At 36.0% G+C, this 20,037-nt stretch carries 12 protein-coding genes; 4 read left to right on the top strand and 8 right to left on the bottom strand.

Annotation, left to right across the window (positions count from 1 at the left end):
* Nucleotides 1–52: 52 nt before the first annotated feature.
* On the top strand, nucleotides 53–6,532 hold the full coding sequence (locus C8N41_RS01850; protein ID WP_115838009.1) for a GEVED domain-containing protein: 6,480 nt from the start codon (nucleotides 53–55) through the stop codon (nucleotides 6,530–6,532).
* Nucleotides 6,533–6,858: 326 nt separating this feature from the next.
* Here the strand turns inward: C8N41_RS01850 and C8N41_RS01855 are convergent, their stop codons facing one another.
* The 4 genes from C8N41_RS01855 to gdhA form a co-directional block, all read right to left on the bottom strand.
* Nucleotides 6,859–9,294 (bottom strand): TonB-dependent receptor plug domain-containing protein, encoded by a 2,436-nt coding sequence (locus C8N41_RS01855; protein WP_115838010.1) that lies wholly within the window; start codon nucleotides 9,292–9,294, stop codon nucleotides 6,859–6,861.
* A gap of 42 nt (nucleotides 9,295–9,336) precedes the next feature.
* Entirely contained in the window at nucleotides 9,337–10,056 is a 720-nt protein-coding gene (gene recO / locus C8N41_RS01860) for a DNA repair protein RecO (protein ID WP_115838011.1), read from the bottom strand.
* 3 nt (nucleotides 10,057–10,059) lie between these two features.
* Nucleotides 10,060–12,444, bottom strand: a complete 2,385-nt coding sequence (gene porZ, locus C8N41_RS01865) for a type IX secretion system anionic LPS delivery protein PorZ (RefSeq protein WP_115838012.1) — start codon at nucleotides 12,442–12,444, stop codon at nucleotides 10,060–10,062.
* Nucleotides 12,445–12,566: 122 nt separating this feature from the next.
* Nucleotides 12,567–13,910: an NADP-specific glutamate dehydrogenase gene (gene gdhA / locus C8N41_RS01870; RefSeq protein WP_115838013.1), complete on the bottom strand. Its 1,344-nt coding sequence runs from the start codon at nucleotides 13,908–13,910 to the stop codon at nucleotides 12,567–12,569.
* Between the two features lie 313 nt (nucleotides 13,911–14,223).
* Between gdhA and C8N41_RS01875 the strand changes: the two genes are divergently transcribed.
* The gene (locus C8N41_RS01875; RefSeq protein WP_092446279.1) at nucleotides 14,224–15,009 is read left to right on the top strand and encodes a THC0290_0291 family protein; all 786 of its coding nucleotides are present in this window, start codon (nucleotides 14,224–14,226) and stop codon (nucleotides 15,007–15,009) included.
* Nucleotides 15,010–15,080: 71 nt separating this feature from the next.
* Here C8N41_RS01875 and C8N41_RS01880 read toward each other — a convergent pair whose 3' ends face one another.
* Nucleotides 15,081–16,220, bottom strand: a complete 1,140-nt coding sequence (locus C8N41_RS01880) for a cystathionine gamma-synthase (RefSeq protein WP_115838014.1) — start codon at nucleotides 16,218–16,220, stop codon at nucleotides 15,081–15,083.
* Between the two features lie 139 nt (nucleotides 16,221–16,359).
* On the opposite strand from C8N41_RS01880, the gene C8N41_RS01885 reads away from it, so the two are divergent.
* On the top strand, nucleotides 16,360–17,079 hold the full coding sequence (locus C8N41_RS01885) for a DUF3298 and DUF4163 domain-containing protein (protein ID WP_170137072.1): 720 nt from the start codon (nucleotides 16,360–16,362) through the stop codon (nucleotides 17,077–17,079).
* Nucleotides 17,080–17,081: 2 nt separating this feature from the next.
* On the opposite strand, the gene C8N41_RS01890 is transcribed toward C8N41_RS01885, so the two are convergent.
* Nucleotides 17,082–18,326: a cation:proton antiporter gene (locus tag C8N41_RS01890; RefSeq protein WP_092446273.1), complete on the bottom strand. Its 1,245-nt coding sequence runs from the start codon at nucleotides 18,324–18,326 to the stop codon at nucleotides 17,082–17,084.
* A 2-nt stretch (nucleotides 18,327–18,328) separates the two neighbouring features.
* Entirely contained in the window at nucleotides 18,329–18,784 is a 456-nt protein-coding gene (locus C8N41_RS01895) for a DinB family protein (RefSeq protein WP_092446271.1), read from the bottom strand.
* Nucleotides 18,785–18,864: 80 nt separating this feature from the next.
* On the opposite strand from C8N41_RS01895, the gene C8N41_RS01900 reads away from it, so the two are divergent.
* The gene (locus tag C8N41_RS01900) at nucleotides 18,865–19,218 is read left to right on the top strand and encodes an arsenate reductase family protein (RefSeq protein WP_092446269.1); all 354 of its coding nucleotides are present in this window, start codon (nucleotides 18,865–18,867) and stop codon (nucleotides 19,216–19,218) included.
* Between the two features lie 285 nt (nucleotides 19,219–19,503).
* On the opposite strand, the gene C8N41_RS01905 is transcribed toward C8N41_RS01900, so the two are convergent.
* Nucleotides 19,504–19,983: an acyl-CoA thioesterase gene (locus tag C8N41_RS01905; RefSeq protein WP_092446267.1), complete on the bottom strand. Its 480-nt coding sequence runs from the start codon at nucleotides 19,981–19,983 to the stop codon at nucleotides 19,504–19,506.
* Between the last annotated feature and the right edge of the window lie 54 nt (nucleotides 19,984–20,037).

A 20,037-nucleotide genomic window follows, 5' to 3' on the forward strand; every position in this document is an offset into this window, starting at 1 on the left:
TTTAATATATCTTTGGACGGTAGTAACAGATTAATTATCCCTCTATATCCCGATGATAAAAAAATACTCCCTCGTTTTTATAGCATTCCTATGTTTTAGCCTGTCTGGTTTTGGGCAAGTAACCATTGCACAACAAGATTTTGAAACAACACCTACCGCTCCCGTTATGACCTTTACAGGTGGTAGTATTGCTACAGGTACAGGACCTTACCCTTCAGGACAAGATAACTTTGTAAGTGGTTCTCAAGGTAGAAAAGTTACAAACGCAACAACAACCATTGAATTTAGCAATGTCAATACATCATCATACACTGATATTGACTTCTCAGTTAAACTAGCCTCTTTTGGAGGTTCAAGTGGAAATGGTGCTGACAGTAGTGACTATGTTATTGTAGAGGTTAGTGACGATGGAGGAAGTACATGGACGCAACAAGCTGAAGTTAATGGGTCGGGAAATGCACTATGGCATTTTGGCCAAGGCTCTACAGAATCTAACATCTATAACCCAAGTGGTTACTTTACATCTGTAGCAGGAGGAGATGGAAATTCGGGTATCAATGAAATTATAATTACAGATTTACCAAGTGTTACTAATCTTAAAATAAGAATACTTTTTAAAAATAACTCAGGCAACGAAACGTGGATTATAGATGATGCTAAAATTGAAGGACTTTTGGCCTCTACAGATACAACACTCAACTTTGCATCTACAACCTATACCGAAAGCGAAGACGGCACTTCTGTAGATCTTTGTGTAGACATTACCAATCCTAGCGCCACGCCAACCACAGCACAAGTGGTATTAACGTCGGGCACTGCACCACACTTGTCGTACACCACACAAAATATAACGTTTCCTGCCAGTAGCACTGCGCAACAATGTGTTACTGTAACTATTGCAGACAACACCAACTGTAGCGATAGCACCGATTATACGTTTGAGCTTCAAAACGTAGCTGGAGGAGATAGTGCCGCAGCAGGTAGTGATGATGAAACGACACTGAGTGTTACTGATGATGATGGAGTTAATGGAGCATTTAAAACATTATCTTTTGAAAGTGGAGATAACTTCACTTACACTGGTGGTGGAACAGTAAATTCGACAGCGAATAAATATTTTGGCACTGCTTCTTATCGATTAGATGGTAGTGATAATCTTACTACAGAAAATGTAGATATAAGTGCGTTTACGAATGTAACTTTAAATGTTGCTTTTGCTTCTTATGGAGCTGACTCTAATGAAGACTTATATTTAGAGATTTCTTATGATAATGGTACAACCTGGACAGGAACAGGTTCAGAACAACTTGTTGATGGCTACAGTAATGCTAATATAAATATGGGGAGTACAAATGCTTACAACCCTACTACTGTTAGTACCAATCCTTGGATAGTGAATATTGCTGATGTAGAAACACAAATAAGAGTCAAATTAAGAACCGTAGGATTAGACGGTGGTGAATATTATTATGTTGACGATATCATTTTATCCGGTGAAGCATGCCTCTGCTCACCACCAGCAGACCCAATAGGAAGCATCACAGGAACCACACCGGCATGTGCATCAACAACCTTAAGCTATTCTGGGACTGCGGCAGCTGGGACTATTAATTATTGGCAAACAAGCCCTACAGGTACCGACGAAACCTACAACGCTACAGCAACTTACACGGCAACGACTTCTGGCACTTACTATGTAAGAGCTTATGATACAGCTGGTACCTGTTGGTCAGATAATGCATTAAGTTACGCGGTAGTCATTGAAGATGCTGTACCAACATTAACGCAACCTACCAACCAAATAGAAGTTATACCAGATACAGCAACATTCTCGGTCAGTTCTTCGGACACAGACAGCTACCAATGGCAAGTGAATACAGGCTCAGGATGGACCAATGTTACCGGAGGGTCTGGCGCCACTACAGATACGTACACCACAGCAGCAACATCTGCACCAATGGATGGGAACCAATACCGTTGTATCCTTACAAATATCTGTGGGAACACCACCTCTAATGCCGTAACGTTAAATTTAAGTAACGAAGCGCCAAATAACGTAAGAAATATTGAAGGTTGCTTTGAAGATACAACCGTTACTTTAAATTGGGACGCACCAGCATCTGGAATAACTCCAACAGGGTATATGGTATTTGCAAGAGATGGTGGTACAGACCCAACAGGTACAAAAGACGACGCTAACACCTATACTCCAAATACAGACTTTTCCGCAGCAACACCTGTGACACCAGCATCTTTAGGGCGAGTAGTATATAAAGGAACAGCCACTACAGCTACAATTACAGGTTTAACCGAAGATAACAACTATTCATTTACAGTTTACGCTTACGTTGGTGAAACACTAACAGGATGGGCCAATGGTGGCACTGCCGGAAGTACGGTGACAAATGGTTTAGCACAAGGAGATATAACCAACCTTACAGCAACACCATTAACAAATCAAGTAACCCTAAACTGGAACAACCCTTTACCAACGGCATGCTATGATCAATTAATCATCGTTGCTAATCAAGGAGGGGTAACATTTACACCAACTGGAGACGGTTCTGCATATACCGGAAATGACAACGATGTATACGCAAGCGCAAATCAATTAGTATACGAAACCACCTCTAGCGCTTCCACCAAAGCCATAACGGGTTTAACCAATGGGACTAATTATTGTTTTAAAATATTTATTAGACGAGGAACCACATGGACAGAAGGTGTAGAAGTATGTGCAACTCCGTCGTTAACCTATTGCGACTCCTATGGAGATGGTGGTGACACTTTCCTAACACTTACCAACAATGTGCAATTCAACACTATCAATAATGCTTCGGATAATACGGATAACGCTTATTCAGATTATACGGCCATATCTACAACAGTTACAATTGGGCAAACTTATAATTTAGAAGTGAGAGTAAATACCGATGGGGAATACTTTACAACCACAATGGTTTGGTTTGACTGGAACAACGATGGTGATTTTTCAGATGCTAATGAAGATTACGACTTAGGTGTAGCATACAATGCCGTAGATGGATCTACAGACGAAAGTCCGCTCTCTATCGAAATACCGTCTAATGCTGTTATAGCTGCAACAAGAATGCGCGTTTCTACAAAATACTACGATACAGATTATCCTATAGACCCACCAACTCCTTGCGAAACTAGTTTTGACGGTGAAGTTGAAGATTATACCATTAATATCGTACAGCCGGTTGATGCTGAGATTAATGTTAAAGGAAATAATATCTCTATAGAAAATGGGTTTAACGCACCATACGGATTAAACAACACATTGTTTGCCTCAACAAACGTGGGAGATACAGGCCCTGAAAAAGCCTTTTTTATAGAAAACATTGGAGCATCCACTTTAAATTTAACTGGGACTCCAAAAGTTGAAATTATCGGTGCCCATGCAAGTGATTTTACCGTCACCTTGCAACCTAGCGCAACTGTGGGTTCAGGATCTAGCTCAGAATTCAGAGTAGAGTTTAACCCAACCTCAGATGGAGTGCGTACCGCACAAGTAAGTATAGAAAATTCAGATAGCGACGAAGACCCTTATATATTCGACATCGAAGGTTCTGCTGTCTGTAGCACTGTTTTAACGAGCTCTGTGTGGCCGACTGAAGGACCTGAAAATACAGAAATAACGATTACATCTGCTAATGACCTCACAGGGGCTACGGCGACTATTAATGGTTTAGCGATGACTTCAATATCTACATCTGCTTCAGAGTTAGTTGTACTGTTACCAGAAGGATCTACCGACGGAGACATTACAGTATTGTTTTCTACAGGTTGTTCTTCTGAAAATGCGTTTACCGTTATAAGTGATGATATTTCTACCTGTGAAACTACAGCTGTATCGACACCGCCTACGGATTTATTTATGAGCCAAATATCTGATGCAACTACCGGAAGTTCGTCTTTAGTTGAAATTTTTAACGGTACTGCATCAGCAATTAACCTCAGCAACTACAGCATTCGAGTGTTTAATAACGGAAATGCTTCTGCATCGTCTACTCTAAATTTAACAGGAACAATCGCTTCTGGTGGTATACACGTTATTAGTATCGGAACATCATCCTGTGATTTTACAGCAGCAGGTTTAGATGGTAGTCTTCCGCACCAATCTTTTAATAGTGCTAATGGTATTAACTTTAAAAATGATAGTTCAGATTTAATAGAGTTATATAACAGTTCCACATCCACTTCAATAGATGTTTTTGGAGTTTTTGGCAGCGATAATTGGTCTAACGGTTTGGGTACAGGTGAAAACGGTATTAATTTCAGCAGACTTAATACAGCAAGTGCATTGCCATCCACTACGTTTGACCTTGCAGATTGGGATATTACAGATTGGACAGATTGTAACGATTCTGATTATAGTAATTTTGGAGTGTACGATTTTGCTTTAGCAACACCACCATCGGTTTCAGTATTAACACCTCCTGTATTTAATTGTTTAAACACGATTCAAATAGGAGTTACGGGCACTGAAGGTGTGCCTTCTGGCTCAGGTCTAACGTACCAATGGTTTTATTTAGAACCAAGTACAACAACATTTGTAGCTGTACCTAATAATACTGATTTTAATAATGTAGCAACAGCAACTTTAGATATTTTAAACCCTATAGCTTATTTAGAGTATCAATTCTATTGCCAAGTGAGAGAAGATGACGTTACGTGTTTCAAAGCTAGTAATGCTGTAAAGTTAGACGCAGTCACAGCCTCTTGGGATGGCACTACTTGGTCTACAGCTCCCGCTTCCGATAAATTTGTAGTTATAAATGGCCCGTACGACACAGGTGTCACTACAGATGGAGAAACAAGCTTCGAAGCTTGTAGCTGTGAAATTACAGCGGGCAATGAATTAATAATTGCTGACAATACCTATGTAAAAGTAGAAAACAATCTTGTTGTAGATGGTAGCATAGTAGTGCAACCTTACGGCGCTTTTGTACAAGTTAATAACGCAGGTACCGTAACAGGTAATGTCTTATCAGATAAAACCAAAATACAAGTGTATAAAAAAACACCTGTATTAGAGTCGCGCCATGAGTACGTGTACTGGAGTGCACCTGTATTTGGCGAAACCATTGGAGATGGACTTGCAGAAGCCAATACAGGACGACGATACGCCTACTTAGGTCAAAATTTCTTAGATGCTACTGCAGAGACCAACAACAATGGAGCCACCGTGGCTGGCCAAGACGATATTGATGATAATGGTGACGATTGGCTATATGTTAATGGAGCTACCATTATGCAACCTGGTGTAGGCTATGCCGCAACGCAAAATAATTTTGCACCGTTCCCAACGCAAATAGACTATGTTTTTGAAGGACCTTTTAACAATGGTATTTACAACATTCCTATTTATAGAAACGATTCAGAAACCAATGATAACAACTGGAATCTCGTTGGTAACCCTTACCCTTCTGCTGTAGATGCAGACGCCTTTTTGGCTGCAAATGCTGCCGTGGGTGAAACTACAGGTGCACTCAGCGGAGCGATTTTCTTCTGGTCCCATGATACTCCGGCATCTGACACAACCAATGGAAATCAAAATCAAAACTATGCACAAAGTGATTACGCTATCATTAATGGTTCTGGTGAAACGGCTGGTGGTGATGGTGTAGATCCTCATAGATTTATTCCGTCTGGTCAATCCTTCTTTGTTACTATGGATGATGCGGCAACAGCTTCGGTTCATAGTGGTGATGTTAAAACAGCCGATGTCGTATTTAACAACAGTATGAGAGTTAACGGCAATAACGATCTGTTTTTTAGAGGCACTAACTCAAGTGAAAACAATAAATTATGGTTAAACTTTAATACCGATAACGGAGCATTTAATCAAATATTAATGGCTTATGTGCCTGGTGCAACAGACAGTGATGATGGTATGTATTACGATGTACAACGCAATATATCTACCGAAGTTAATGCAGCTATTTACTCGCGTCTTCAAACTTCAGATAGCAGACAATTTGTTATCCAAGGTAAAGATCCAAATAGCTTAACGCTAAATGAAGTGATACCATTAAGCTTTACATCGACCATAAACGAACCTACGTTGTATACCATTTCAATATATAAATTACAAGGGGCTTTTATGACAGAAAATGCCATCTATATTAAAGATAAATTAGCGAACACAACACACAATCTTAAAAACTCAGATTACACCTTTACCTCAGAAGCAGGAGACTTCAATGAGCGTTTCGAAATTGTGTTTATACCAACCACACTGTCTATAGACGATAACATTATCGCTTCTAATGAGGTAACCATTACCGAATTACAAAATGGAGATGTTAAAATAAGTGTGGGCGATGCCCATACCATAAAACACGTGGCTATTATAGACGTTACAGGACGAATCATTTACAGCTTACAAGGCAATGCTTCTACTGAGGTTTATAATTTATCAAAATTAAGTATCGCCACTTACATTGCTAAAATTACCCTATCCAATGGACAGGTCATCAGTAAAAAAGCGATTAAACAGAACTAAATAAACATGCTATATATGTTGTGAAATAAGTCGTATTTAAATAATGCGGCTTATTTTGTTTTAAGCCAGGGTGGTAAAGTCGCAACAAAAATCACAACCAAAGCTTCATAAGCGTGCACCCATAATGACCTTAGGTAATATTCGGATAAAATAGGAATGATAAGAGAGGTTCACCCGTGTTTACTTCGGGTCTTCCCCGTATCTACTCCAGGCCTCCCTCGGATATAAACCGTCTAGGATGCGTATGTACCTCCGTTAATATTTCGGTTTGCTAAAAAGCAAATAACCATCATATATAAAAGGCTTATAATAAAAACACTAAAGAACTAAAGCGTATATTTTAAAGCGAGAATAAAATTACGACCTGCCGCAGAGATACCAGATGAATATGGTCGGTAACGTTGATCTGTAATATTTTCTAAACTAGCCGTAAAACTCAATTGATCACTGTACTGATATTGTGTTCTAATATTAAAGGTATGCCAAGCAGGCGCATACGGATTACCATTAGCATCTAAAGCATAAATATAATCTTTAGACGTTTCTGAAGGTGATAATTGCTGAAATGATAATGCATTATTATACACCATAAAGGCATCTAAGAGCACCTTCTTTTTTTTCCAACGCAAATGGGTACGTCCAAAATTTGGAGCGACGTGTCTTACAGGTTCCTCAACACCATTATTATCCTCCGTACCTCCAATAACATTGTATTGCGAACGTAGTTGTAAATATTTTGAAAAGTGAAGTTCTAAGCCGGCTTCAAAACCATAAATCCAAGCTTTAGAAGCATTCTGTATGGCTTGAATAGTGCTTAATTCTCCATTATAAACAAGCTCGGTTTCACCATTAAGTTCATAATCCCTTCTAATTAAAGCCTCGTCTAGAAACGTGTAATAAGTAGCCACATCTAAAATAATATGTTTATTAAATTGAAGTTTTAACCCCAGTTCACCACTATAAGCATACTCCGCTTTTAAGTCTTTATTAGGCACCACAACAGCACCTGGCTCACTATCAAACACCTTACCGATATCATCTATATTAGGAGCTCTAAATGCAGTTGAGGCATTGAGTTTCCATTGTATAAAATCGCTTGGAGACCAAGTAATACCAGCAGTACCTGTTAAGGCTCCTGTATTAACCTCAGCGGCATCAAAAGGTAAATTTAAAAAGACATTATTAGCTGTAAAATCCGCTTTTGCCATCACCTGATTAAACCGCAATCCCGTCTGAAACACAAATTTGGGATGAGGCTTGTATTTAAAACTAGCATATGCCGCTATAGACTGCCATGTAGCACCATCAGGATAGCGTGTAACACTCACCTCTTGCGCACCTGTTTCTATATTTAAATCATGGCCCTTAGAGTGTACCGTATTATGCAAATACTCTACACCATAGAAAAGACTCGTTTTTGAATTCAAGCTTTTTTCTAAATCTAGATTAAAAGAAATAGCATCAACAGACTCTGCCCTTACGGATCGTATTTCAGATTGAAAATCGCGATCCTCTCTACTTTCTTTAAAATTCTGAAAGGCTAAAGTCGTCTGAATTTTATCGTATAGATTAGAGCTACTACTTCGTTTAGTAAGTTGAAAATTCCCCATAAACCATTGCTGTGGTCCGTAATTCCATTCTGCCGAACGCAACGCATCATCGCGATATCGGATTAACCTATCGTACCGCGAATAATCGGATGTGGTAGAATAATACAAGCCCAAATCTAAGTCTAAGTATTCTGAAGACTTATAACGTAACTTTTGCATCAAATTTATTTGATTGTAACCCGTTGGTGTTTGTAGTTGAGGGTTAGAATTAGCCACAATACGATCTTCACCGTTGGCTTGGGTAACATATTCCGTTCTTAGATAATCATCCGGACCATGACTTCCCATTCTTAAATCATCAAAATCGGTATAACTAACACTGGTTAGAAAGGCCCATCTTTGATAACCCAAATTAAAATCTATATGACCTGTTTTTTCTTTATTTGCAGTAGCAAATCGGGTTAAAGCGGTAGCACTAAAATCTAAAGCATCGGTTTCAGAAAACTGTGGTTTTTTAGTGTAGAAACTCATGACTCCTCCAATAGCATCACTACCATATACCACAGAGCCTGCACCAAGTGTCACTTCTGTATGTTGCACAGCAAACGGATCTATTGAAATGACATTCTGAAGATTTCCTCCTCTAAAAATAGCATTATTCATCCGCACTCCATCGACAGCAATTAAAAGTCGATTTGTAGAAAAGCCTCTAATCATAGGGCTTCCTCCTCCCAATTGACTTTTCTGAATGTAAATATGGCCTGTACCTTCTAATAAATCCGCACTCGTTTGAGGGTTAGCAAGCACAATATCTTTGGCACTAACATTAACTATCGTTTGCGGAATGTCGCGTTTATGTTGTTCAAATTTAGAGGCCGAAATTAATATTTGATCTAAACCTTCTACTTTAGGAAAGAGGTAAACAACACCTTTGTTCTTCACGATTTGAGATTTGGTTAAGCCTTGTTCTTCGTATAAGAAATCCTTAAAAAAGATGACTTCGTTAGCGTTAAAAATAGACAACGACACTTCGCCTTTAGTATCAGTAATAATTGTTTTGCTTTTATTTTTATTCACCAAAGCTACACCAGGAATTGGCAATAGACTTTCGGCATCCAGCACTGTAATGGTTTGAGCAGTGCTCAGCCGCAAAAAAAGAAATATAAAAATAATAGGCACACTAATGCGCTTCAGATATGAACTCACTATCATTAATGTTTAGTATTGGCAAATGTTTAGTATCGGCAAAGTTGTCTAACGAAATACCTCGTTGAGCACTTGTAATGATTTTGGTTTTTTAAAACTTCCCAAATGTAATTCAAAATAATATAAGAGCATATTTAAAAACTCTTGGCGTTGTCTCGAACTAATTGTCAAGGTATGTAAAGCATCAAAACTTGTGCCTAACAACCGTTTTAAGAGTGTTAAATTTTCTCCTGAAACAGAGTAAATTCCATGATTAGATGCTTCAAAAACTCCAGATTCTAAATTAAAAAACGCGTGGTCATTATCTAAATTTTCTGGCAGAAAACCTAAATAGCGTGTTAGCTTTAAAAGAAACAATAAATGAAAGTTAGCAAACTGATCTTCATTGTCTAGGTATTGTAATGCCGCTGATAAAAAATGAAATAGATCTGTATTCTGTTCTTCCTCCTTTAAAACATTGGAAAGAATTTCGGCTATAAACAAAACAATCGCACTTTTATAGATATTGGTATGAAGGCTTTTATAAATGTAGTTAAACTTGGTTTCTTTTATAAAATGAAGCGACTGATTGGGTTTGTAGTTCTCCTCTATTTCCAATTGCGATAATTCTTGATAATAAACCGTTTTAGAAAGGCCTTTTTTAGATTTTAAAACACCTCTTAACAGATAACTCACCACACCACGTTGCTCGGTATAGCATTTTACGATAAGGTCGTTGTCTCTGTATTTTAATTTAGAGAGTACAATGCTGTTATTTTTTGAAAGCATGCTCTAACGGACAATTAAGACTTTTAGCACTTTAGTTTCAAATGAATCTAAATCGGAAATTAAGATTAAGTAAACACCTGTTCTAACCACATTATTACCTAGATTTTTACCATTCCATACAGCGGTTCCACCATCTATTGCAAAATTATAACTGGTATTAGACGATCTTAAATTGACGTTAGATTGCGCTTCTGCTACCAAGTTCCCTTCTATGTCCGTGATTTTAATATTTACACGTTCTGTAAGTCCACTAATTTTTACACCTTTATTAATATCATTAAGGTCGTTAAAACCAAGAATATCATATTCTGGCCGTACCGGATTTGGGTACACAAAAGCATCTTCTAAGCTAGATGCTGTTTTTGAACCTCCAGCTTTAAAAGCCAATAAGCCCTTGATAGTAGCGATATAAACAATACCATTATTGCCATCTACAGAAATGTCGTTAATTCTATTAGAAGGCAACGGAGAATTGTCTTTAGTAAAATGATATATCGTTGTTTGCCCATCTGGTGAGAGATAAAACACACCAGAATCTACTGTACCTATCCACTTATTATTAGAACCATCAACCTTAATATCAGTGATGGTTTCTCCTTCTAACAATTCTTTAGCAATACCTTCTTCTAAAATAATGATTGAACTTAAGGTGGGATTAGAATCCTCATAAAACCCTGAAGTATTATAAAGCACTCTTAGTCCTGTAAAGGTCCCAACCCAAAGCTGATTTCTGTTATCTACAGCAACGGCATTTACTCTAGGAAATGGCAAGCCTTGTTCCTCGGTACGAATATTTCTAAGAGGAGTATCACTTATAGATTCATTGTAGGCATAAATTCCGTTTGTATATGCTCCAATCCATTTGGTACCATTATTATCAATGGCCAGATCAAAATAACCAAATTCATCTCTAATAGCATCTTGTATAATACTCGAAAAGTCATAACTTTTCCAACTACCAGAAATAGGATCGTAAGATTTTAAAGGTTCAAATACTAACGAGTTCATAGACCACAATAGACCATTACTATCAAATTGTGTTGCAGAAACCCTAATACTTTTATAATTAGGAGAACCTTCTAAAACTAAAGATTCTAATCCGCTATTATCTTCTTCATATAAAACAGTGGGTTCAAAATTATTTAATTCTATGAGACCATCATGAAATGAGCTCACAAAGACTTGGTTTTGAATAAACGGATTAATAGAAATTTGCGCTAAATTTCTCGCTCCAAACAGGCTATCATAAGGAATACTCTCCCAAGCCTCATTTCTGTAATAACTTAATCCTCTTTTTCGTAAAGGCTCTGGTACTAAGTCTTCAGTATAATCCCCAAAGCTAGACCATACTACACCAGATTCTGCATTGAGTCTAAACGTCTCATTAAATAAAGGGCCATTGGGTTTAATCTCTATATAATCTCCCACAACCGAAATAGAATTACTTAATACACCAAAAGCATCTGTCCCGATGTAGATATTGTTATCTAAACTAATAGCTGAAGTAAAATTAGTATCATAATCTTCGGTAGGTTGAAAGGTATTAACCAATTGTATATTTTCATCATATACATAAATTGCATTTTGCGTGGCATATACAAGATGCGTTGCTGACATATCAGCATCTAATGGTAATTGCGGTAATGTAAATAAAGTATTTATCGCTGTGCCATTAATTTCATACAACACTTTGTTATCGCGTACGGTATACAATTTATTATTAATAGCTTGCATTGTATGATAATTGCCAATAATCACAGTTTGCCATTGCTGATAATCTATTAAGTTAGGATTACTTAAGTCCGCTTTTTTTATTCCATTACCATTTAAACACGCTACATATATGTCATTATTTAAAATAGAGACTTGTTTTACTGAAACTTGAGCGCCACCATTGCCTAAGAAATAAGTATCTCCAAACTCTAAACGATCTAAATCATAAATAGAAACGCCATAATCTGTAGAAATATAAATTTGTCCTTCATGTTCAAAAAAATGGTTGATTCGTTTATTAACCGGAGTAATATTTACCTTCTCTAAAATATCTACCACCGATAATACCGAATTTTCAGTTTCTGAATACACCTCTATTAAGCCTGTTTCGTAACCAATAAGTAGGTATTGATAAAGCGAGCTGTAATATATCGTTGTAATTTGTTCACCTGAGAGTCCTTCTACTGAGGTGATTGTAGTTAATTCGTTGGTAGATGTATCATATCTAAACACAGCATTTTGGGCGGCTGCATATATTTTTTGATCACCACTTACCACATCAACAATATCATTATAGGAATAATGCCCTTGCCATAAAGATGAGAAATCTTGACTATAACATGATGTTGTTAGCCCAAATAGCAAAATAAAAATTTTAAAAACAGTGTTACTCATTAAAAGATAAGTTTTGCTCAAATATATTTAATACTAACGATAATTATAGGCATATCATATATAATGTCTTAAAAAAGCGCTTGGCTAAATACGGTCGCTTTGTTTATAGGTTTTAAATTTAGCTATATAACTCCTTGAGCTAACATGGCATCTGCAACTTTAACAAAACCCGCAATGTTTGCCCCTTTGATATAATCTATAGAACCATCTTCGTTTTTTCCATAGTGAACACAGGCGTTATGAATATCTTCCATAATCCCCTGAAGACGCGTATCTACTTCATCTTTTGTCCAACTTAAACGCAATGAATTTTGACTCATCTCTAATCCTGAAGTCGCAACACCACCTGCATTAGACGCCTTACCTGGCGCAAACAATAATTTGGCTTTTTGAAAGACATGAATCGCCTCTGGCGTAGATGGCATATTTGCTCCTTCAACGACACACATACAACCATTTTTAACTAATAGTTCTGCTTCCTCACCATTTAACTCATTTTGCGTAGCACAGGGTAAGGCAATATCACAAGTTACAGACCATGGTCTTTCTGAAGAAAAATATTCTGCATGTGGATAAGCCTCTACATAATCGCTAATACGTCCACGCTTAACGTTTTTTAGATGCATTACAAATTTTAACTTTTCAGCATCAATACCTTCGCTGTCATAAATATAGCCACCAGAGTCTGACATTGTAAGTACTTTAGCGCCTAATGCTATCGCCTTTTTTGCGGCGTATTGCGCTACATTTCCAGAGCCTGAAATAACAATCTGTTTGTCTTCTAAGTTTTCATTATGTAATTTTAACATATTCTGAGTAAAATATACAGTACCATATCCTGTAGATTCTGGACGTATTAAAGAACCTCCCCAAGTGATACCTTTACCCGTAAGAACACCTGTAAATTCATTTTTGAGTTTTTTATAAGTCCCAAACAAATAGCCAATCTCTCTTCCGCCTACACCAATATCTCCAGCAGGCACATCTGTAAACTGCCCTATATGTCTATATAATTCGCTCATAAACGCTTGACAAAAACGCATTATTTCATCATCAGATTTTCCTTTAGGATTAAAATCGGAACCACCTTTACCGCCTCCCATTGGAAGTGTTGTTAAAGCATTTTTAAAAACTTGCTCAAATGCTAAGAATTTTAAAATGCTAGCATTAACGGACGGATGAAAACGCAAACCGCCTTTATAAGGTCCGATTGCAGAATTCATCTGAATTCTATACCCTCTATTAACTTGTATCTCTCCGTTATCATCAATCCAACTCACTCTAAAGGATATTAAGCGTTCGGGTTCTACCATTCGCAATAAAATGTTCTTACCTCTATATATTTTATTTTGAGCAATATAAGGGATTATCGATTCGGCAACTTCTTTAACAGCTTGTAGAAATTCTGGTTCATGACTATTTCTTTTTTGCACTTCGGCTAAAAACGCATTAATGGTATCTTTCATAATAATTATTTAATATCGAAATTAAATAATTCATTGACCAATTCTAAATAATAATCTATTTTTGTCAAAAAATAGGATATTTTATTTTTAACAAGTAATTGTAAGAATATTTTGATATATTGTGCACCCTTATCGCTTTAATAATTAGGCATATATCTTTTTTTTAAAGTCATATTGAAATTATTTTCATACAATACAAAAGACAGGTTTAATTTTATGAGAAATACAAAAACATGCATTTTGTCGGTTTTATTTGGTAGTTTATCGAGTTTTTATATATTTGCTTGGTAAAAGCATCAATTCTCAGAATTACATGACACTAAAATTAAAAAAATTAACTCTTGCATTTGTAATGCTTCTAACATTGCAATTGACGTTTTCGCAGTCCTTTACGCATGAGGTAGGAATTATTGCTGGTCCTGTAGCCTATCAATCTGACTTTGGTGAGCGTTATGATTTTGAAACCAATTCTGGTAACATTGGCTTTGGTATTGGTCTTGTTTACTATATGAATTTTGAATACTTAACAAATTACTACTCCTATTCGAGACGAAATTACTTTACAAACCACTTTAAAGTACGCGCCGAAATTTCTTGGAACAAAACAAAATTAAACCATTACGGAAAATGGGTAGACCCAGATAGAACAAGCATTTCTGCAGAGAAGTTAAGAGCACATTCTGGAGAATCTCAAAATTTTGATATCGGAGCACAATTAGAATACTATCCCCTTACCACTAGAGCATTATCTCGTGGTGGAGATAAATTTGCACCGTTTTTAAGTTTAGGTGTGCACTATGTGTCTTTCAATCCAGATGTAGAAACCACATACGGAGATCAAAATCCAAATGATCCCAATAATTTTTACCCACAATGGGAACCTGGTTCTGTAGATGCACAAAACGGCAGTACTTGGTCTGTAGTTGGGAGTTTGGGAGTGCGATATAATTATAGCCCTATTTCTAACTTTATGGTAGACTTAAGAATACAAAGTTTTTTTGACGATCGTACCGATGGTTTAGATCATCAATTAAACTCTAACAAAACAAACGACTGGCTAGTGTGGCTAAATGTAGGCTACATATTTATGTTCGACTAAAATAGTCTAAAACGATATATTAAAAAAAGACCAAATCTAACAATTTGGTCTTTTTTAATTGAGGCTATGTATTAACCTATCGCTTGTTTTAAATCTGCAATTAAATCCGCTTCATCTTCAATTCCTATACTCAACCTGATTAAAGAATCTACAATTCCCATTTTTTCCCGGTCATCTTTAGGAATGCTCGCATGCGTCATACTTGCCGGATGACCAGCCAACGACTCTACTCCACCAAGCGATTCTGCCAATGCAAAAATCCTTAAATTCTCCACAATCTTTATCGCTGCCTTATAGTCATTTTCTTTGGTAGTAAAAGATACCATACCACCAAAATCTTTCATTTGTACTCTTGCAACATTATTATTAGGATGGGTCTTAAAACCTGGCCAATACACATTTTTAATTTTAGGATGATCTGCTAAAAATGTTGCAACGGCTTTTGCATTTTCACAATGCCGCTGCATACGGACATGAAGTGTTTTTATACCTCTTAACACTAAAAAGGCATCTTGAGGACCACAAATTGCACCACTAGAATTCTGAATAAAATATAAGCGCTCTGCTAATTCTTTATCATTTACAATTAAGGCTCCCATCACAACATCACTATGTCCACCTAAATATTTAGTAGCAGAGTGCATTACAATATCTGCACCCAAATCTAAAGGTCGCTGTAAATAAGGTGTAGCAAATGTATTATCCATGGCCAATACTACCTTATGTTTATTGGCAATCTTTGCTGTGTATTTAATATCAATAATATTTAACATCGGGTTGGTGGGTGATTCTATCCAAATAAGTTTTGTGTTGCTATTGATATAAGCTTCAATAGATTCTACATTTTGCATATCTACAAAATGAAATTTCACCCCAAATTTCTCATATAGTTTTGTGAATAAACGATATGTCCCACCATACAAATCATGAGTCGCAATAACTTCATCTCCTTGTTTTAATAATTTTAAAACCGCATCAATAGCCGCCAAACCTGAACTAAAAGCTAAACCATAATGGCCGTTTTCAATACTTGCAAAAGAGTCTTCTAATGCATGACGCGTTGGATTACTAGAGCGCGCATATGCATACCCCTTATGTTTACCAGGAGTCGATTGTACAAACGTAGAAGTTTGATAAATTGGAGGCATTACAGATCCATAAGCGGCATCTGGTTTTTGTTTGCCATGAATTGTTTTAGTATTAAATTTCATACCACTAAATTTAGACGTAACTCTTTATTATATGAATAGAATTATCGCTTCTGAATCTTAACAAATGTAACGGATAATTCGTTCTATTCAAATCTATATAATACCTTTATTGTTCTAAATATTTATAACCTCAATGCTTGTGAAACGCCTTATCTCATTATTTCTGTTTGCTATTCTATTAAATTCTTGTACTTCGGAATTTAAACCAGTAACATTTAATACCATTACCATCGAAGACCCTTTTGAAGCTGAGATCTCAGCAATTTATAGTAAGGCTAACGGAAACACAGAACTTAGCAATACTATCAACACAAACATTGAAAACGCTATTGTAAAAACGCTTAATACCACGGAAACAACAGGTGATTTGAAAGCGATTTTAAAAGCATTTAATGAAGAATATTTAAATTTTAAAACAAGTTATTCAGAAATAGACGAACCCGTTTGGGAACTTCATATTGAAACGGAACGCATTTATCAGTCTGAGGAAATTATTACTATTGTTATTAGCACCTATGAATTTAAAGGAGGTGCCCATGGTAACGACAAAATAAAATTATTAAATCTCGATGCCAAAACGGGAAGAATCATACCACTTAAAGGTTTTATAAATGATATTGAGGGTTTTACATCTGTAGCCAAAACGTACTTTATTAAATCCTTAGAGCAAAATAAAGCAGAGCTCACTATTGAAAATTTCTTCTTTGGAAAACCATTTCATTTACCAGAAAATATTGGCTTTAGCGAAGAAGGCTTAGTGCTCATCTATAACGTTTATGAGGTGGCATCATACGACTTCGGTTATACTGAATTTATGATCCCTTTTGAAGAGATAGATGCTTATTTAACTATACATTAAGCTCACGCTTTCCTAGTTAATCGTTTTATAATAGGACCAACGGATAGCCCTTGCCCTACTATTGAGACGACCACAACAACATAAGTAATTACTAAAAATAATTCTCTATGCATGGCATCTGTGAGACTTAGTGCCAATGCAATAGAAATACCGCCTCTTAAGCCGCCCCAAGTCATAATTAAATTGGTTTTTGGCACAAAATCTAATCGTTTTTCAAAGAATTTAATTGGCAACCATAATGAGATGTAACGGCACATTAAAATTAATGGAATAGCCAATAAACCTGCATAAATAAATTTTCCGTCTAAGGACAACACTAGCATTTCCATACCAATCATTACAAATAAAATGGTGTTTAAAAGCACGTCTACTAGCTCCCAAAACTTGTCTACGTAGAGCTCTGTCGTTTCGGACATGGCAGAATTCCTTACTGTATCATTACCTACAATTAATCCGGCTGTTACCATTGCTAAAGGCGCTGACAAATGAAATTGATGTGCCACCATAGTTCCTCCCATAACAGTTGCGAGTGTTAAAATAACTTCAATTTCATAACTATCAATAGAACGCATTAAACGATAGGTAATCCAACCAAGAAAAAGGCCTAGTACTATACCACCAATCACTTCTTGTCCGAATAAAGTTGCAATATCTGAAATCTCAATCGCAGCATCGGGTTTTGCTGCAATAGCAAAAATAGTTAAGAACACAACAACACCTACACCATCATTAAACAATGACTCTCCTACGATTTTGGTTTCCAATTTTTTTGGAGCACCAGCTTTTTTCAAAATTCCTAAAACAGCTATAGGATCGGTTGGCGAAATTAAAGCTCCGAACAACAGACAGTAGATGAAATCTACATTTAAATTCATTATTTTCAAAACATAAAACATCACTATACCCACTAAAAAAGTAGATACCAAAACACCTACTGTAGCAAATGCCATAATTGGCCAGCGCTGAACTTTAAGTTGATTAAAATTGGTATGTAACGCTCCGGCAAACAGTAAAAAACTCAGCATAATATCTAAGAGTACCGTTTCAAAATCTATAAGGGAAATAAACGCACGTTCTTGCACCAATAAGGTATCGTCAAACTGAGCAATACCAACCAAAACTACCGTGAACACAATAGTAATAACCATTAAACCTATGGTAATTGGCAATTTTAAAAACTTCTCATTGATATAGCCAAAAACCGCTGACAAAACGATTAAGATAGTCGCAATTGAATAATAATCCATAATTATAATGATTTTCTAAGTGCTAAAATATACCCTAAATGTATACCTTCATGAAAATTATTGAAATCAATGGCCTCTTCCACATTACTCAACGTACTTTTTGTGGTTACCGTGTACTGATTATAGGTTTGAAATATTTTATTATTGTAGTCTTCCTTTGTCTTTTCAATAGTAGAAAATAATAATCCTTTTATGGTATCGACTTCAGACTGCAATAAATCGCTTTCGGTTTTAGTTCCTTTTTTAAAAGTTTCCACCATTTCATTAGAAATCACCATTGGTAATCCAGATAATTTATAAACCAATAATTGCTGTGTCACAATGGTATGCGCAATATTCCAAATGATATTATTCTTAAACCCTTTTGGGACTTTATTTAACTCTTCTAAAGTGTGATTTTCAATAAAACTCTTTAATAGTTTTCTATTTTTAATTGACATGTCAAATGCAAAATCCATAAAATCATATTTTGCTTAAAAATAATAAAATTCGCTATAAATACGGTTTCTTTGCATCTTGAAAATTAATCCCTTTCATTATGAATAAAATCTATTATTTAAGTAGTTGTAATACCTGTACCAGAATTATTAAAGAACTCCATCTGCCCGAAGATTTTCAACTTCAGGACATTAAAACAGATCCTATTACTGTGTCTCAAATTGAAGCGATGAGAGCACTTACAGAGCGTTACGAAGATTTATTTAGCAAACGCGCCAGACTTTATAAAGAACTTGGTTTAAAGGACAAATCTCTTACTGAAGATGATTATAAAAATTACATTTTAGAGCATTACACATTTTTAAAGCGACCAGTAATTATATATAACGATCAAATATTTATAGGTAATTCTAAAAAAACGGTTGAGGCTGCAAAATGCGCTATTCACGACTAGTAGAGGCTTTATCTATTTTATGTGAACATGGACAAATAGTGCTCTATTAAAAGTAACAGCTATGCTTCTTAAATTTTAAGGCGTATATTTAGTTGCACTCAAATCTATAAAATCAATGAAGTTGCAATGTATGGATAATGAAGCTTAAGCCGCAATCGTCTTAAGAGTGTACAAATTGCTGCTCACTAATTTTAAAGCATTGTTTGGACGTAGCCCTGTTGGTCTTAAATTTATAGATAAAGATAAACCAACCTACCCTAAACAAAATATGCTATTTAGGATACATTACAACTGCATAGGTTTTGGTCGCACTCCATGCTTACGCGTGTCTTCTTTAGTTAATATCTTAAAGCTTTCGGACTTAGGGAATTTATGAGCAAGATCTAATAAGGTTTCAGGTAAGCGGGTTAATTTTCTAGCTTTTAAATCAATCCAGCCGCCTTGCATTTCACAATATGCTAAATTTTCGCCTTTGTGATTATAAAAATTATGTTCAAACATAAACAACATACCATCCTCACTTAAACCAGAGACTTCAATGGTTACCGTAATTGGAGTCCCAAGAAAAGACTCTTTAAAGTAATACATGTGCTCATAAAACACTACCGGACCAACATTGAACTTCATTATCTCTGGCATAGTAAATCCTTTCTCAGTAAAGAAAGCCATCCTAGCATGACTCATAAAATTGGTATAAGCAGAATTAGCCAAATGGCCATTAGCATCAACGTCACTCCAGCGAATTTCAAATTGTTTTTTGTACATAAGTTTACTTTCGATTTAGAATTACAAAGTTATAAAAGTCTAATTAAGAACATG

Origin of the sequence: Winogradskyella sediminis (assembly GCF_003387355.1) — a bacterium.
GTDB lineage: Bacteria > Bacteroidota > Bacteroidia > Flavobacteriales > Flavobacteriaceae > Winogradskyella > Winogradskyella sediminis.

Excerpts from the sequence above, each read along its gene's own strand:
- C8N41_RS01850 (WP_115838009.1), top strand. The coding sequence starts at position 53 with ATGATAAAAAAATACTCCCTCGTTTTTATAGCATTCCTATGTTTTAGC.
- C8N41_RS01855 (WP_115838010.1), bottom strand. The coding sequence starts at position 9,294 with ATGATAGTGAGTTCATATCTGAAGCGCATTAGTGTGCCTATTATTTTT.
- recO (WP_115838011.1), bottom strand. The coding sequence starts at position 10,056 with ATGCTTTCAAAAAATAACAGCATTGTACTCTCTAAATTAAAATACAGA.
- porZ (WP_115838012.1), bottom strand. The coding sequence starts at position 12,444 with ATGAGTAACACTGTTTTTAAAATTTTTATTTTGCTATTTGGGCTAACA.
- gdhA (WP_115838013.1), bottom strand. The coding sequence starts at position 13,910 with ATGAAAGATACCATTAATGCGTTTTTAGCCGAAGTGCAAAAAAGAAAT.
- C8N41_RS01875 (WP_092446279.1), top strand. The coding sequence starts at position 14,224 with ATGACACTAAAATTAAAAAAATTAACTCTTGCATTTGTAATGCTTCTA.
- C8N41_RS01880 (WP_115838014.1), bottom strand. The coding sequence starts at position 16,220 with ATGAAATTTAATACTAAAACAATTCATGGCAAACAAAAACCAGATGCC.
- C8N41_RS01890 (WP_092446273.1), bottom strand. The coding sequence starts at position 18,326 with ATGGATTATTATTCAATTGCGACTATCTTAATCGTTTTGTCAGCGGTT.
- C8N41_RS01895 (WP_092446271.1), bottom strand. The coding sequence starts at position 18,784 with ATGGATTTTGCATTTGACATGTCAATTAAAAATAGAAAACTATTAAAG.
- C8N41_RS01900 (WP_092446269.1), top strand. The coding sequence starts at position 18,865 with ATGAATAAAATCTATTATTTAAGTAGTTGTAATACCTGTACCAGAATT.
- C8N41_RS01905 (WP_092446267.1), bottom strand. The coding sequence starts at position 19,983 with ATGTACAAAAAACAATTTGAAATTCGCTGGAGTGACGTTGATGCTAAT.